Origin of the sequence: Asaia sp. HumB, from assembly GCF_030263835.1 — a bacterium.
Lineage (GTDB): Bacteria > Pseudomonadota > Alphaproteobacteria > Acetobacterales > Acetobacteraceae > Asaia > Asaia bogorensis.
Genome location: NZ_JARPML010000002.1, coordinates 1,666,212 through 1,681,520, shown reverse-complemented (window position 1 = coordinate 1,681,520; position 15,309 = coordinate 1,666,212). Strand labels below are relative to the sequence as shown.

Genomic DNA, 15,309 nt, shown 5'->3' with positions numbered 1-15,309 from the left:
CTGCTGTTTATCCGCTTGTCGCTTGCGCAACATAACGTGTAAGCCGGGTTAGGGCGTGAAGCACCTCTGAGGTGATTTTGCGTCTGTCACCAGCCGCCAGCGGCACCCGAACCGCCACCTTTCAGAACGCGCAGCGGGGTTCTCTTGTTCAAACGACGCAAACCAGAAGATACAGCAACGCCCTCATCTTCAGGTGCATCGGCCAGTATCGGCCAAAAACCGGCTGCCCCTACGACGGGCAGCGCTTCGCTTTTCCCCGAGCGTCCGGCCCCAGCGGCTGACGCCTCACCAGCCTCACAAGTCAAGGATTCTGCCGCGATGGGTCGTTCGCCGTTCCCCACCCCTCCCTCACCTGCCACGCCTGCCACCCCGGCAGCCCCTGCCCGCCCCGCGGCAGCAGCGGCTTCGGCACCTGGCGGGCGTCGTGAAGCAACCGACCGCCGCACGCTGGTCGTTGGACGCGGCATTTCGGTGCAGGGTTCGATTCAGGATGCCGAGCGTCTTGTTGTCGAGGGAACGGTTGAGGCCACGCTGCTTCAGGCTACCGAGCTTTCGGTTGCACAGGGTGGTGTCTTCCGCGGTGAAATCGAAGTTGAGGATGCCGACCTTGCGGGCACGATCGACGGCACACTGACCGTTCGTGGCAATCTGACCGTGCGTGCTACGGGCCGTCTGATTGGCAAGACGCGCACCCGCCGCCTGCAGGTCGAGGATGGTGGCCAGATCACGGGTCATCTGGAAATGATCACAGGCGACATGCCTGCTCGCCCGGCCCCTGTTGAAGCCCCCGTCCCCGCAACTGAGAAGACTGAAGAGACCACCCCTTCAGCCTGATCCGTTTTGGCGACAGGCAACAAAAAAAAAGCCCGGTCCAGCAGGACCGGGCTTTTTTCATTCATCCTTGTTCAGGCTCGTCTCAGCCAACGCTTTCGCGACGGTCACGCAGCTTCACATAAGCAATCGCGCAATGCTCGGCGCAGTAGGGCTTGCCGGGAACGGGCTTGGCTCCGCAGAAATGGAAACCGGGGGTTCCAGGATCGCCGTTGGGCCAGCAGCAAGCCGGACCACGACGCGGCGACGTATCGGCCGTCAGCGGGCGCAGGAGCGGGCGGAGCATCAGATCTGGCGCCATGGTCTTGGCCTCTGCGGATTTGCGGGGCGGAGCGGATTTCGCGGCAGTGGCAGGCTCATCTTCGCTTGTCGCAGCAGGACTGGCCGAAGCCGATCCGGCAGCAGACGATGTCGGCGTGGTGGCGGTTTGACGGCCAGCCATGACCGGGGCCGGCGCATCCTCTACCAGTGCAGCAGGTGCTGCCTTGACGCCGACAACCTCACTGGTCTTTTCCTGCACCGCCTCGACGGGTTTTTCAGCAGCTTTGACAGGCGGCTTTTCGCTGGCCGGGATTGTGGCCGGTTCCGCAGCTTTTGGCGCGACAGCTTCAGCGGACGGCGCCGATGTGGTATCCACGCCCGTCTCAGGAGCAGCATCCTTGCGGGACTTGGCTGCAGCACGGATGGGCGAAGGGCGTGGCGGCAAACCAAGACGATGAGCCTTGCCCACGACAGCATTTTTCGTGATCGAGAGCTGTCGCCCGATCTCGGCTGTCGATAGTCCTTCCTGCCAAAGCGTCTGAAGACGGGAGATTATTTCGTCAGTCCATTCCATCGCCCGTGCTCCTCATTCAGTCCTGTGACGTAAAACTAGGGTGTCGATACGACTTGCTCAATCCGTAAATCGGATTTTTCTATGATGAGACTGGCGCATAAACACAGAGCTCTTGCTCAAGTCAATCTGAACCCGCGCGAATTACCAAAGAATGACGTGACAATCTCTGACAGGGGCTGCCGGTCGCTGATCCCCTCTAGCATTTCCTCTCAGGCTTCGCCTGAGCCGCGCCCTGCCTACGCATGATGCCTCCGGGCGCTACCGCACGGCAGGATCTAGCACCAAATCAGAGCAGTCTTCAGGCCTGATCGTCGCGGATCAGCCTAACCGAACGGCCTTCAACGGCAAGCTGGATATCACCTCGCAGAAGCGCAAGGGCATCCTCGCCAAAAACGGCGCGGCGCCATCCCTTGAGAACCGGGCTATCGGTTTCACCTAGTGCCAGACTGTCCAGATCCTCACTCGTCGCGACAAGCTTAGGGGCCACGCGGTTGGCCTCGCAACTGGCGGCAAGCACGACCTTGAGCAGCGCAACCAACGCCGCAGAAGGCTTGGCCCCCTCGGATTTGCGCGGCGGTCGCGGAAGGTCCTTCTCGGGCAGATCAAGCCCTGTCTGAATTGCCGCCAGAAGACCCGGTGCGGCCTTGCCCTCGGCAAAACCACGAGAGACACCACGCACGCGGGAGAGAGCGTCAGTATCCTGCGGGCGAACAGCCGCAATTTCGAGCAGGCTTTCATCGCGGATAAGGCGCTGACGAGGGATGTTCAGCGCCTGCGCCTCGAGTTCACGCCATGCCGCAACCTCGCGCAAGACGCCAAGCATGCGACGGTTATTGGTGCGGGCCTTCAGCCGCTCCCACTGGCGGCGTGGATCGGGGCGGAAGGTTGCCGGATCGTTCAGGACAGCAAGCTCGGCATCAGCCCAGTGCAGACGGTTCTGCTTTTCCAGTTCGTCATGCAGGGCAAGATAGACATCGCGCAGATGCGTGACATCTGCTGCGGCATAGGCGATCTGTGCCTTGGACAGGGGGCGCGCTGCCCAGTCGCTGAAGCGATGGGTCTTGTCGATGCTCGCGCCGGTAATGGCATTGACGAGCGTATCGTAGCCCACCTGATCGCCATAGCCCCCCACCATTGCCGCCACCTGTGTGTCGAAAATGGAGCGCGGCAGGACATCGAACAGATGCAGGAAGATTTCCAGATCCTGTCGGGCAGCGTGAAAGACCTTGACGCAGCTTTCCGTTGCCAGCAGATCGGCCAGCGGCGCAAGGTCGATGCCTGGTGCCAGGGTGTCGATCACGGCAACATCCGACACGCCACCGAGCTGCACCACGCAAAGTTCCGGCCAGTATGTATGCTCGCGCACGAACTCCGTATCGATCGTAACGAACGGCTCCTGCTTGAGTCGGGCGCAGAGTTGCGCCAAATCGTCTGTAGAAGACACGATGACTGGGGCTGGGAAACCGGCTTGAGACACTTGCATTTCCCATCCATACATCAGGGCAGACCCACATGACCACATCAGAGAACGATCTCGCGGCACTCAGCCAGCTTGGCCGACAGACCGTGCAGCCGGACAGCCCGGAAACCGCAACGCTCGAACGCGTGCCGAGCCCGCATAAGGGCCGCGATTATGTGGTGCGTTTCACCGCACCAGAGTTTACCTCGCTCTGCCCGGTGACGGGTCAGCCCGATTTCGCTCATATCGTGATCGACTATATTCCGGATGAATGGATCGTCGAGAGCAAGTCGCTCAAGCTCTATCTCACCAGTTTTCGCAATCATGGTGCGTTTCATGAGGATTGCTCCGTCAGCATTGCCACGAAACTGGTCGAGGTGCTGAACCCGAAATGGCTGCGTATTGGTGCTTACTGGTATCCGCGCGGTGGTATTCCCATCGACGTGTTCTGGCAGACTGGCCTACCGCCCGAGGGCGTGTGGGTGCCTGCACAGGATGTTCCCGGCTATCGCGGTCGCGGCTGAGACCGCAAAACCAGCCCGGACGGGCTGGACAGTCCAAATGGTGCCTCTGACATAGACATCTGCCCTGAAAGCTTGAGGGAAAGCACCCAGTGAGAATAGGCGCTGACCCGGACAAGGAGGCATTGGCGCTTATTCAGGCTAGACGCATTCCTCAATCAGGTCTGCTCTGACAAGCCGGCTGAGGACCTTGATCCGGAGGTGCCCAAGGTCCAACCGCCTCTCTCTGTCCCCAGAATAGGGCTATTATCGCAGCACATCGGGCGGCGGCATGCCTCTGATATCCAAGGTGATGTAAGGACCATACTGCCTTATGCCAGGACCCGATGTCGGCCCCGATACAAACATCAAACAAAAAGGCCGGCACCCGAAGGGGAGCCGGCCTTTTCGGTAACGGGTATGCCCGATCAGTAGATCGGGTGTGCAGCCTCAGCCGCCTCGATTGCAGCCCGGGTGGACTGGATCTTGCGGGAGATGCGCTCGATGTCCGCGAGGTCATCAGCTGCGACATTGGTCAGCTGAAGCTCGAGGGTCTCGAGGCGCGACTCTGCTTCGGTCAGGACGATGTCCTTGATCGGCAGGGCCTCGTCAGCGAGAATCGTGCAGCGATCTGCCGTAATGTCGGCGAAACCACCGGAGACGAAGAAGCGCTCGGTTACGACGCCCCCCTCATAGAGGGAGACGACGCCACCGCGCAGCAGGAGCATGATCGGCGCATGATCCGGCATGGCCGCGATATCGCCTTCCTCGCCCGGGATGACTGCCATTTCGACTTCCTTGCGGAAGAGCAGCTTTTCCGGGCTGATGATTTCGACCTGAACCGGCATGGGCTTACGCCGACTCCTTCATCTTCTCGGCCTTGGCGATCGCTTCTTCGATCGGTCCGACCATGTAGAAAGCGCCTTCCGGCAGGTGGTCATACTCACCGGCCACAATAGACTTAAAGCTGCGCACGGTGTCATCGAGAGCGACGAGCTTGCCCGGCGAACCCGTGAAGACCTCGGCAACGTGGAAAGGCTGCGACAGGAAGCGCTGGATGCGACGCGCGCGCGCCACGACCTGCTTGTCCTCTTCCGACAGCTCATCCATGCCCAGGATCGCGATGATGTCCTGCAGGCCCTTATAGGTCTGAAGGATACGCTGCACGTCACGGGCCACCTGATAGTGCTCTTCACCGACGATCTTCGGGTCGAGCGAACGCGAGGTGGAATCGAGCGGGTCAACAGCCGGATAGATACCCATTTCCGCGATCGAGCGGTTCAGCACGGTCGTGGCATCAAGATGGGCGAAGGTCGCGGCAGGTGCCGGATCGGTAAGATCGTCGGCAGGCACGTAAACGGCCTGAACCGAGGTGATCGAGCCCTTCTTGGTCGAGGTGATGCGCTCCTGAAGGGCGCCCATCTCGGTGGCCAGCGTCGGCTGATAGCCAACGGCCGAAGGAATACGACCCAGCAGAGCCGAAACTTCCGAACCGGCCTGGGTAAAGCGGAAGATGTTGTCCACGAAGAACAGCACGTCCTGGCCTTCCTCATCGCGGAAATATTCTGCGAGAGACAGGGCGGACAGGGCCACGCGGGCGCGGGCACCCGGCGGCTCGTTCATCTGGCCATAAACCAGCGCCACCTTTGAGCCAGCCGTCGAGCCGTCTTCACCGATCTTGATCACGCCGGCATCCTGCATTTCGAAATACAGGTCGTTGCCTTCACGCGTACGCTCACCGACACCGGCAAAGACGGACACGCCGCCATGAGCCTTGGCGATGTTGTTGATCAGTTCCTGGATGATAACGGTCTTGCCAACGCCAGCGCCACCGAACAGGCCGATCTTGCCGCCCTTGAGGTACGGGCAGAGCAGATCGACAACCTTGATACCGGTGACCAGAATCTCGGAAGCCGCAGCCTGGTCCTCGAAGGAGGGAGCCTTGCGGTGAATCGGATAGTGCTTGTCGGACACGACAGGGCCGCGCTCATCGACGGGCTCGCCGATGACGTTGAGGATACGGCCGAGCGTCGCCGGGCCAACCGGCACCGTGATCTGGGCACCGGTATCCTTCACTTCGCTACCACGGACCAGACCATCGGTGCTGTCCATGGCGATGCAGCGCACTTCGCGCTCACCAATTTCCTGTGCCACTTCGAGCACGAGGGTCTGGTCGCCAATCTGGACGTGCAGCGCATTGAGGATATGCGGCAGCGTGCCTTCGAACTGGACATCGACCACGGGACCGCGGACCTGCGTCACGCGACCCACGACGTTGCTGCTGGCAGACGACAGAGTTTCGGACATCGTATTTCGGCTCCTGCGTAAAAGTCTCAGACGGCTTCAGCGCCGGAGATGATCTCGATAAGTTCTTTGGTGATGTTGCTCTGGCGGGTGCGGTTATAGCGCTGCGACAGAGAGTCGATCGCCTTGCCTGCATTCCGTGTCGCGTTATCCATGGCCGTCATGCGTGCACCCTGCTCACCAGCCGCACTTTCAAGAAGCGCAGCGAAGAACTGGACCTGGATATTACGCGGCAGAAGCTGAGCGAGCAGCTCGGCTTCATTGGGCTCAAATTCATATTGAGCGGTATATTCACTGGCGTTGTCGTTCTCGGCCACGGGCAGCGGAACGAGCGCCTCTTCCGTCGGGATCTGGGTCATGGCGTTGACGAAGCGGTTGAACACCACCGTCACGCGATCGACCTGACCATCGGTAAGCAGCTCGGTAACGCGCTGGCCGAGGTCGACAGCCTTCTGGAACTGCACCTCGCGGCCAGCCGTGCCTTCGTAACGCTCGATCAGCTTGCCGGGGAAGATGCGCGCCATGGCCTCACCGCCCTTGCGGCCGACCGGCAGGATACGCACCGTTTCGCCCTGCGATTCGAGACGCGAGACGATCTGACGCACCGAGCGCACCAGATTGGCATTGAAGCCACCCGCCAGACCGAAATCGCTGGTCAGCAAAACGATAAGATGGGTCGAACCCTTGCCGCCTTCGAGAAGCACGGGCAACTCGCCCTGGCCTGAAGTTGCCGTCGCAAGCTCGGACAACATGCGGCGCATGGCGGCAGCATAGGGACGCGAGGCCTCGGCATGCTTCTGAAAACGGCGCAGCTTGGACGCTGCGACCATCTTCATGGCACTCGTGATCTTGCGCTGCGATTTCACGCCCGCGATCCGGGCGCGCAGTTCCTTCAGCGAGGGCATGGTCCGTCCTTAGGCTGCAAAGCGCTTGTTGAACGCCGTCAGCAGTTCGGTCAGCTTGGCTTCGACTTCCGGCTTGATCTGACGATCGGTGCGGATGGCGTCGAGGATGGCCTTGCCCGAGCTGCGCATTTCGGCCAGCAGAGTGGCTTCGTAACGCACGACCTGATCGACCTTGACCACATCGACAAAGCCACGCGTACCGGCGAACAGCACGACAACCTGCTCTTCAACCGGCAGCGGCGATGTCTGGGGCTGCTTCAGCAGTTCCGTCAGGCGTGCGCCACGCTCAAGCTGCTTGCGGGTAGCGGGGTCCAGATCGGAAGCGAACTGCGAGAACGCAGCCATTTCACGGTACTGGGCGAGGTCGAGCTTGATCTTGCCGGCAACCTGCTTCATCGCCTTGATCTGGGCAGCCGAACCAACGCGCGACACCGAACCACCGACGTTTACGGCGGGGCGGATGCCCTTGTAGAACAGGTCGGTCTCCAGGAAGATCTGACCGTCAGTGATCGAAATCACGTTGGTCGGGATATAGGCGGCAACGTCACCAGCCTGCGTCTCAATCACCGGCAGAGCCGTCAGCGAACCACCGCCGAACTCGTCGGACATCTTGGCGGCGCGCTCGAGCAGACGCGAGTGCAGATAGAACACGTCACCCGGGAAAGCTTCACGGCCCGGCGGACGACGCAGCAGCAGCGACATCTGGCGATAGGCCACAGCCTGCTTGGACAGGTCGTCATAGCAGATCAGGGCGTGCATGCCGTTGTCACGGAAGAACTCACCCATCGAGCAGGCCGAGTACGGTGCAAGATACTGCATCGGTGCCGGGTCGGACGCCGTGGCGGCGACGACGATGGAGTATTCCATCGAGCCTTCTTCCGTCAGCGTGCGAACGAGATTGGCAACGGTCGAACGCTTCTGGCCGATAGCGACATAGATGCAGTAAAGCTTCTGCTTCTCGTCACCCGTGGCGTTGACAGGCTTCTGGGCCACGATGGTGTCGATCAGAATGGCGGTCTTGCCGGTCTGACGGTCACCGATCACGAGTTCACGCTGGCCACGGCCAATCGGCACCAGGGCGTCGATCGCCTTGATACCGGTCTGCATCGGCTCGCACACGGACTGGCGCGGCATGATGCCCGGAGCCTTCACTTCGGCGCGCTTCATGACGACGTCGGTCAGCGGGCCCTTGCCGTCGATCGGGTTGCCGAGCGCGTCAACAACGCGACCCAGGAGCCCCTTGCCGACCGGCACTTCAACCACGGCGCCCGTACGGGTGACGGTGTCACCTTCACGGATGCCATCGCCATCACCGAACACGACGATACCGACGCTGTCCTCTTCGAGGTTCAGCACCATGCCGCGGTCGCCCGTAGCCTGGAAATCGACCATTTCGCCGGACATGGCATTCGACAGGCCATAGACGCGCGCGATACCGTCACCGATGGACAGGACGGTGCCCGTCTCGGAGACCTGCGCTTCGTCGTTGAAGGACGCGATCTGCTGCTTGAGGATGTCCGAAATCTCTGCGGGACGGATATCCATCACGCGGCTCCCTTCATGGCATTCTGGATGCGGGTCAGACGCCCGCGAATGGAGGTATCAAAAAGCTTGGCGCCAATCTGTAAGACAAGACCACCGATCAGCTCAGGCTGAACGCGCTCGATCATGGAGACACGGGCATAGCCCGCCTCGGCCAGACGAGTCTGCAAGGCGCTGCGCTGACCAGCCGTCAGAGGCTGCGCGCTGCGCACTTCGGCAATCGTCTCGCCACGGCGCTTGGCGTCGAGGGCAAGAACGGCACCGAGAATTTCATCAATGCGTGATGCACGACGGTTGCGTGACACCACACCAACAAAGCGCTTGAGCGTCTCGCTGAAGCCCTGCGCCTTGAGAACAGCTTCCAGGCCCTGGCCTGCCTGGCGGGAATCGAGGCTCTGGTCGGCCAGAAATTCGCGCAGTGCCGCACTTTCCGCAATCAGCTTGCGCAGGGCGCGCACCTGATCCAGCACTTCAGGGAGCACCGATTTCTCTTCAGCATATTCATAGAGCGCGAGAGCGTAGCGTTGCGCCATGCCCCCCGATGCATCCATGCTGACCTGCGGTGCCTCGGCTGTTTCGACCACTGTCACGTCCGGCGTTCCCACCCCAATTACACAAACATCCTGATGACCATCGCGACCATAGTGCAGGGCATGTGCCCAACGCATCGTTCATGGAACCGATTGATCATGACTCAGATAACGAGACTGTTCGTCCCGATTCCGCAATAACGGATCAGGCCTCGCGGGGCGTCTAGCACGCAGGCCGCGCCAAGTGCAACTGACACTCTGGGCCCCGAGGCGCTGAAATCGCCGCCTTGCCTTTCTTCTGGCGGGAAGCCCCTGCCCAAATACCCCCCCTTGCCAGGACCTGCACCCATGCAGGCTCAAGGCAGCGTCATGACTCTCTCGCGGGGATACCCGATGCGAGACCGGTTGGTTCCCGAGGTTGCACTTATGCGTGTGATTTTGCCAAAACCCCGCCACCACCCCCAACCAAGAGCCAAAGGCCCCCTTACCTGATGTTTGCCGCCTACCTTGCCCGCCCTCTACTCTGTCGCCGCACGCTATCTTCTATTTCGATTCTGGCAGCGATGATGCCCTTCACGGCTCTCGCCCAACCCGAGATGCCATCCGTCGAGCAACCTGCCGGTGTGCCTTACTGGGATAACTGGACCGATGAGCAGGGTGTGAGCCATCTCACGAAATGCAAGCTGAAGAATTTTACCCTGAGCCGCCTTGCTGCCCACGCCGATCCGCAATGGGTGAACCATGCCCAGCAGGGTGAGGCGCGCATGGTGACCAGCATCCAGCCCGCCCACTGGAAGGGTGGCTGGCACGCCCCTGAGAGCGTGCAATGGATCATCCCCATTCAGGGTGTGTGGTTCGTGCAAAGCATGGATGGCACGCGCGTCGAGCTGAACCCTGGCGATGCTCTTCTCAGTGAGGATGTCGGGGCGAAGTCCGATGCACAGGGCCATATAGGCCATCTGTCCGGGAATGTGGGTGACGCGCCAGTTGCGCTCATGATCACGCAATTCGCCTCGGCCCATGCGAGCCACAGGCCCTGTGCGACCGAATGAAAGGCGACATGCATTAGCCCACGGCAGGGCGTGAGACATTAGCCTTTAAGAAAGACTGATTTTTCCGGAGGGATATCGGCTGGAGCGGGCGAAGGGAATCGAACCCTCCTCAGAAGCTTGGAAGGCTACTGCATTACCACTATGCTACGCCCGCGCTTCAGCTGATGGCTCTCCCTAACGCTGATCCCGCGTTGAAGCAAGAGACAGTTTTGCTCGAAAAACTGCAAATGATCTCTTGACTTAAAAGCCCGAGCGCCGCATTACGCCGCAAGTGGTCTCGTCATGACCCAACCCGACCGGATGTTTCATCCTCGACGGTTGACCAGGCGGACGACGCTAGGGGTGTAGCTCAATTGGCTAGAGCGCCGGTCTCCAAAACCGGAGGTTGAGAGTTCGAGACCCTCCGCCCCTGCCACCACGCCGCAGCCGCTGGTTTACTCCAGCGAGCGGAGTCGGGCGCGGTATTCCGCCACGCGCGGCTTTCTGAAGAATATGAGGATGACGGTGTCGGTCACTACCCCAAAACACGGGTCGCAGCAGTCTTCGCCCTCCAAGGGAGGCGCTTCGAAAGACGCCCCGAAACCCTCGTCCAAACCAGCCGTCCGTTTCAATCTGGTTCAGTACCTGAAGGACGTACGTACGGAAGCGACCAGGATCACCTGGCCGACACGCCGTAACACGCTGGTCACTACGGGCGCCGTCCTTGCCATGGCTGCCCTTACCTCAGTTTTCTTTTTCGTTGTCGACCAGGTCATCGGGCTTGGCGTGCGCGAACTCTTTGGCGTTGGAGGCTAAGACGAACAACCATGGCTAAGCGTTGGTACGTCGTGCATGTCTATTCCGGGTTCGAGAAGAAGATTGCGACCCACATCAAGGAACAGGCAGCCCAGAAGGGTCTGAGCGACCAGTTCGAGGAAGTGCTGGTTCCGTCAGAGGACGTCACCGAGGTTCGTCGTGGTCGCAAGATCAATGCCGAGCGCAAGTTCTTCCCCGGTTATGTGCTGGTGAAAATGGAACTGACCGATGATGCATGGCATCTGGTCAAGGACACACCCAAGGTCACCGGCTTTCTGGGAACGCGCAATCGTCCATCCCCCATTACCGAAGCCGAAGCCGAGCGTATGCTCAAGCAGGCGGAAGAAGGTGTGGAGCGTCCGCGTTCCGCGCTTACCTTCGAGATTGGCGAGCAGATCCGCGTGGCCGATGGCCCGTTCACCTCTTTCAATGGCGTTATCGAGGAAGTGGACGAAGAACGTTCGCGCCTCAAGGTCAGCGTCTCGATCTTCGGTCGTTCCACCCCGGTGGAGCTGGACTATACACAGGTCGAAAAGCTCTGATCGTCTCGCGATAGACAAAAAAAACCGCCCCCGAAAGGAGGCGGGTTTTTTTATGTCCTCTGCCGCTAGGCAGGCAAACCTGTCTCCCCAGCGGGAGCGGGGCAAGGCCCCACTTACCCTCAGGGCGTGATCGGCAATACCGGCAGAGCGCGGATTTTCTGCGCAGCCAGATCGGCGAGCTGACCGGTTAACGTACTGAGCCCCGCCACGAGCGTGTTGGCCCGTTTGTTGTCCAGATGGGCCTGAAGCTGCACCGGCACAGTGAGGTTGGGGCCGATGCCCGGCTTGTCGCCATGCACCGAGAGCGATCCCGTCAGCAGGGCGTTGCCCTGCTGATCCGCGTTGAACGCCGTAATCGTGACTTCAACAAAGGCCTGCGCCTTGGTCGAGACGGCATCGTTCTGCGCGAAGACCGTACTGCCCGGCAGGCGCTGGGCCAGATCATGCGTAAGCACACGGCCAATCATGTCACCGATCGGCTCGCTCCACGCATTTCCCTTGGCAATTTCCAGCTTGTAGTCCTTGTCCTGTCGCACGATTTCATCGCGATCGAGGCTGGCCGTTACAACCGGGGTTCGCACTTCGACCGTGACCGGCCCACCAGATTGGGCCACACCGGGAACAGACGCCACAGAATAAAGCGTCGGGTCGCTGCCACAGGCGGTCAGTGCAGTACCCATGACACCCAGCATCAATGCGCTAGCGCATAGTCGAGGCATCACGCGCCCCACCGACCGGGAACGCGATTGACCGAGGAGAGGGAAGGAAAAAATCTGCACGTCAGTGGCGTCCCGTAATCAAGGCTGAAGGATGATGGTTGAGATAATCCGTCAGGAAACGAATGGAGCGTGCGGCCTGGCTGAGCTGCGTGATCATGGCCTGCAGATCCCGGTGGAAATCGGTATCGCCGCCATAGCTTGCGAGAACGGTTTGCGCATTTTTGAGTGTGCCCTGCAGGGCGTCGCTCATGGCAGGAAGCTTCTTGAGAAGCGGCTTCATCCCTTCGCTCGCATTCTGGGTCAGTTCCGAGATATGACGCAGTGAATCGCGCAGCGCGACGATCGACTGCTTGACCTCAGGGCTGGCCAGACGCTGGTCCGCGTGGGCCAGGAGATCATTCAGATGCTCGCCAATCTGGGTGAGGGGCATGGCGGCCACCTTATCCATAGTTGTGGCAGCTGAAGCCATGATGCCGTCAATCCCGCCAGGCTGGCTCGGGATAATGGCTACATCATCCTCATAGGTCAGCGACGCAGGCTTGGCGTTCTTGACGAATTGCAGACCGATCATCGATTCGCCCGTCAGGAAGCTGGCGCTCTCGACTGAAGCGCGCATCCCCTTGGCAACGAAAGCCTCCAGCAGCTTGTGCTGCGAGTCCCGCGATGTTTCCTCGCTGTTCAGAACGCGCTCGGGCTCAAGCTCCATTTCCACGCGTACCCGTGCTGTGGCGTCCTGCTCGTTCACCTTGAGTGAGACATCGGTCACACTGCCCACCTGGATACCGAACATACTGACCGAAGCTCCGGACGTCAGTCCCTTCACTGAACTGTCGATATAGGTCGCTGCCTTCACACGCTGATGATAACGCGCATTGTCGGCTTCAGCTTGGCTTGCATAGAGACGGAATACCGAGTTGGCCGGTGCCTGCGGGGCATCGACTTTCAGGCGGCGCGTCGGAAGGCCAAAGGCCACACCACCGGAGAGGAGCGCCTGAAGTGACGTCAGCTGGACCTTGAGGCCACCGGCACCGAGCCCCACCTGCACGCCCGAGACGTTCCAGAAACGCGAATCGGTGCGAAGGTAATGGTCATAGGGCGATTTGACGAAAACTTGGACCATGATCGGCCCCTCGCCCCCCGGCGGCATGGTGTAGCCAAGAACCTCGCCTACAGACATGTCGCGGAAGAATACGGGAGCCCCTTCACCGATGGACCCCAGCGTCGGCGTGACCAGCATGAAGGTGGAGCCGGGCTGGTCGGAACGCACACCGGGTGCGGCTTCGAGCCCTGTGAAGTTGGTCTCATAGCGACCACCCTTCTCACCCGGATCGATTGCGATATAGGCCCCTGAAAGCAGGGTTTCGAGCCCGGTAATGCTGGCCCCATTGATGCGGGGTCGCACCACCCAGAAGCGCGTATGATCGGTCAGGATGTCTTCCGTGTCCCCGTTCATGCGCACATGAACGATCACACGGCGCATGTCCGGTGTCAGGCTGATGTCCTGAACCGTACCCAGCGTAACAGCCTTGTTCTTGACCTGTGTCTGCCCAGCGGTCAGGCCGGAAGCCGTATCGAAGGTGATGGTGATGTCAGGACCGCGATTGGCGATGCTACGCCACGCAAGCCACCCCGCGATGACGATAGCAATAATCGGAATCAGCCAGACAATAGAAAAACGTGTCTTCCTGATTCCTGCCTTTTTCGGGCCGGGGGTGTGCTGCCGGGTTTGATCGTTATTGTCGCTCACGCGCGCTCAGGCTCCATATCGTGAGGAGGAAATGAAGAACCGGCCTCGGAGATCCCTCCTTGACCGGAATTTTGTCTCGCCTCGTCCGGGGCAGGCACAGGGCCGTTCTCCCCTGCGGCATCCCACATGCTGCGTGGGTCGAAGCTATGCACCGCAAAGATCGTCACGATGACGACGATGGTGAAGAAAACCACACCCGGATCCGCCAAAACATTGGCGAGAAAATTAAAATGAACGATCGCAACAAGAATTGAGATCATGAAAACATCGATCATCGACCAGCGCCCGATGATATCGATCAGACGATAGAGCTTGGTCAGCAGACGTAATCCACGCTTCTGCTTGCGCCACGTGCCGAGAACCATCAGCGCCAGCGACACGATCTTGAGTACCGGCACGGTGATGGAAGCGAACAGCACCAGCAGGGCAAGCGGGATCAGGTTGGACTGCCAGAGTTCGATGACACCGTGGATGATGGTGCTGGTGTCGGGCTGACCCATCTTGGTGTAGGTCATCACAGGCAGCATATTGGCCGGAATGTAGCAGATGATCCCCGCCAGCAGCAGGGCGGCTGCATTGGTCAGGCTGTTCGATTTCCGACGACGCAGGATCTGATGGCATCGCGGACAATCGCCCATATCGCCCTCGCGCGACACCTCATGATCGAACGCCATGACCAGTCCGCAGGAGTGACAGGACAGCATATGCTGGATGGGTGGCATCGAATCGTCGGTGGCCGTCAGATGCTCGACAGGCAGGATCCGTCCCTGACCATCCGCCATCTCCTCGCGGATATCGCGGTTGTCCCAGATACGCTCGACATCGAGGGTGGAATCTGTGGCCGCCATGGTGATCATGAGCGCGGCAATCAGAAAGACACCGGCCTGGAGATCGACAATCGCCAGGTCGATCAGCTTGGTATAGGCGACGAAGACACCGAGGATATAAACCTCGATCATCGACCATTCGCGCAGTCTTTCGTACCAGGACATCAGACGCGGCGCCCAATCGGGCATGGTACGACGGCTGGCGCCCACTAGAATCGCCCCCATGAGGGCAATAACCACACCGGGCATGATGAGTGTCGTCAGCCCGACGATCAAACCGATCTCGCCAAACCCTTCCCGACCGAGTTCGATCGGCCCGGTGAGAATGGTGACTGTATTGACCCGCCCATGCACATTGATGGTGAGAAGCTGCGTGATGAGCAATGCGATGTAGAGCGCTGCCGAGGCCAGGCAGAAGGCGGTAGGTGCCGCAATCGGCGGCGTTCGACGCCTGCGTGCCAACTGGGCATCGCAGCGCGTGCAATAGGCCACCTGCCCCCGCCTCAGGCGAGGTACCGTCTGGAACAAGCCACAATCAGAGCACTCTCGCAAACCTTCCACAACCTTGAGTGTCGGTGTGGGAGGCACTGCGGAAGCCATGGTGACAGCGTTGCGCCAGAGACGCTTGTGGAAGCGATCAGACATGAATCATAGTGTAGCGGACGATTCCATTGAGAGATAGGTGTTTGCCCTGTTGCAGTCGGCCCCGGTCTCGGCTATA

The 15,309-nt window shown here is 60.3% G+C and carries 15 protein-coding genes and 2 tRNA genes; 6 read left to right on the top strand and 11 right to left on the bottom strand.

Going from position 1 to position 15,309, the window contains the following annotated elements; genetic code table 11:
• The first annotated feature begins 318 nt into the window (after window positions 1–318).
• Window positions 319–834, top strand: a complete 516-nt coding sequence (locus tag P5689_RS08690; protein WP_035444197.1) for a polymer-forming cytoskeletal protein — start codon at window positions 319–321, stop codon at window positions 832–834.
• A gap of 82 nt (window positions 835–916) precedes the next feature.
• On the opposite strand, the gene P5689_RS08685 is transcribed toward P5689_RS08690, so the two are convergent.
• Both P5689_RS08685 and rnd read right to left on the bottom strand, forming a co-directional pair.
• Window positions 917–1,666 carry a GcrA family cell cycle regulator gene (locus tag P5689_RS08685; RefSeq protein ID WP_285532849.1) on the bottom strand — a complete coding sequence of 250 codons (750 nt, stop codon included), beginning with the start codon at window positions 1,664–1,666 and terminating at the stop codon, window positions 917–919.
• Between the two features lie 298 nt (window positions 1,667–1,964).
• Window positions 1,965–3,149, bottom strand: coding sequence for a ribonuclease D (gene rnd / locus P5689_RS08680; protein ID WP_285532847.1), 1,185 nt, complete (start codon window positions 3,147–3,149; stop codon window positions 1,965–1,967).
• 29 nt (window positions 3,150–3,178) lie between these two features.
• Between rnd and queF the strand changes: the two genes are divergently transcribed.
• Window positions 3,179–3,649 carry a preQ(1) synthase gene (gene queF, locus P5689_RS08675; protein WP_023979818.1) on the top strand — a complete coding sequence of 157 codons (471 nt, stop codon included), beginning with the start codon at window positions 3,179–3,181 and terminating at the stop codon, window positions 3,647–3,649.
• Window positions 3,650–4,053: 404 nt separating this feature from the next.
• Here the strand turns inward: queF and atpC are convergent, their stop codons facing one another.
• From atpC to atpH, 5 genes are read right to left on the bottom strand one after another with little or no spacing between them, the layout of a single operon-like run.
• A complete protein-coding gene (atpC, locus tag P5689_RS08670) occupies window positions 4,054–4,473 on the bottom strand; it encodes an ATP synthase F1 subunit epsilon (RefSeq protein WP_023979816.1) in 420 nt (139 codons plus the stop codon).
• A gap of 4 nt (window positions 4,474–4,477) precedes the next feature.
• Window positions 4,478–5,932: a F0F1 ATP synthase subunit beta gene (gene atpD, locus P5689_RS08665; RefSeq protein WP_285532845.1), complete on the bottom strand. Its 1,455-nt coding sequence runs from the start codon at window positions 5,930–5,932 to the stop codon at window positions 4,478–4,480.
• 26 nt (window positions 5,933–5,958) lie between these two features.
• Window positions 5,959–6,834: a F0F1 ATP synthase subunit gamma gene (locus tag P5689_RS08660; RefSeq protein WP_122048766.1), complete on the bottom strand. Its 876-nt coding sequence runs from the start codon at window positions 6,832–6,834 to the stop codon at window positions 5,959–5,961.
• A 9-nt stretch (window positions 6,835–6,843) separates the two neighbouring features.
• Window positions 6,844–8,379 (bottom strand): F0F1 ATP synthase subunit alpha, encoded by a 1,536-nt coding sequence (gene atpA / locus P5689_RS08655; protein WP_035444199.1) that lies wholly within the window; start codon window positions 8,377–8,379, stop codon window positions 6,844–6,846.
• On the bottom strand, window positions 8,379–8,927 hold the full coding sequence (gene atpH, locus P5689_RS08650) for an ATP synthase F1 subunit delta (protein WP_408868569.1): 549 nt from the start codon (window positions 8,925–8,927) through the stop codon (window positions 8,379–8,381). Before atpH ends, atpA begins: the two co-directional genes overlap by 1 nt.
• A 470-nt stretch (window positions 8,928–9,397) precedes the next feature.
• On the opposite strand from atpH, the gene P5689_RS08645 reads away from it, so the two are divergent.
• On the top strand, window positions 9,398–9,958 hold the full coding sequence (locus P5689_RS08645) for a cupin domain-containing protein (RefSeq protein ID WP_285532840.1): 561 nt from the start codon (window positions 9,398–9,400) through the stop codon (window positions 9,956–9,958).
• An 80-nt stretch (window positions 9,959–10,038) separates the two neighbouring features.
• On the opposite strand, the gene P5689_RS08640 is transcribed toward P5689_RS08645, so the two are convergent.
• Window positions 10,039–10,112 (bottom strand) — tRNA-Gly (locus P5689_RS08640).
• Window positions 10,113–10,296: 184 nt separating this feature from the next.
• Between P5689_RS08640 and P5689_RS08635 the strand changes: the two genes are divergently transcribed.
• The 3 genes from P5689_RS08635 (at window position 10,297) to nusG (ending at window position 11,295) form a co-directional block, all read left to right on the top strand.
• Window positions 10,297–10,373: transfer RNA gene (locus P5689_RS08635), tRNA-Trp, on the top strand.
• Window positions 10,374–10,456: 83 nt separating this feature from the next.
• Window positions 10,457–10,753 carry a preprotein translocase subunit SecE gene (secE, locus tag P5689_RS08630; protein WP_081866850.1) on the top strand — a complete coding sequence of 99 codons (297 nt, stop codon included), beginning with the start codon at window positions 10,457–10,459 and terminating at the stop codon, window positions 10,751–10,753.
• Between the two features lie 11 nt (window positions 10,754–10,764).
• Window positions 10,765–11,295 carry a transcription termination/antitermination protein NusG gene (nusG, locus tag P5689_RS08625; RefSeq protein WP_023979810.1) on the top strand — a complete coding sequence of 177 codons (531 nt, stop codon included), beginning with the start codon at window positions 10,765–10,767 and terminating at the stop codon, window positions 11,293–11,295.
• 119 nt (window positions 11,296–11,414) lie between these two features.
• On the opposite strand, the gene P5689_RS08620 is transcribed toward nusG, so the two are convergent.
• From P5689_RS08620 to P5689_RS08610, 3 genes are all read right to left on the bottom strand, one after another.
• The gene (locus P5689_RS08620; RefSeq protein ID WP_235075536.1) at window positions 11,415–11,975 is read right to left on the bottom strand and encodes a membrane integrity-associated transporter subunit PqiC; all 561 of its coding nucleotides are present in this window, start codon (window positions 11,973–11,975) and stop codon (window positions 11,415–11,417) included.
• A gap of 100 nt (window positions 11,976–12,075) precedes the next feature.
• The gene (locus tag P5689_RS08615) at window positions 12,076–13,761 is read right to left on the bottom strand and encodes an MlaD family protein (protein WP_285532836.1); all 1,686 of its coding nucleotides are present in this window, start codon (window positions 13,759–13,761) and stop codon (window positions 12,076–12,078) included.
• Entirely contained in the window at window positions 13,758–15,233 is a 1,476-nt protein-coding gene (locus P5689_RS08610) for a paraquat-inducible protein A (protein ID WP_285532835.1), read from the bottom strand. Before P5689_RS08610 ends, P5689_RS08615 begins: the two co-directional genes overlap by 4 nt.
• Window positions 15,234–15,309: the final 76 nt, after the last annotated feature.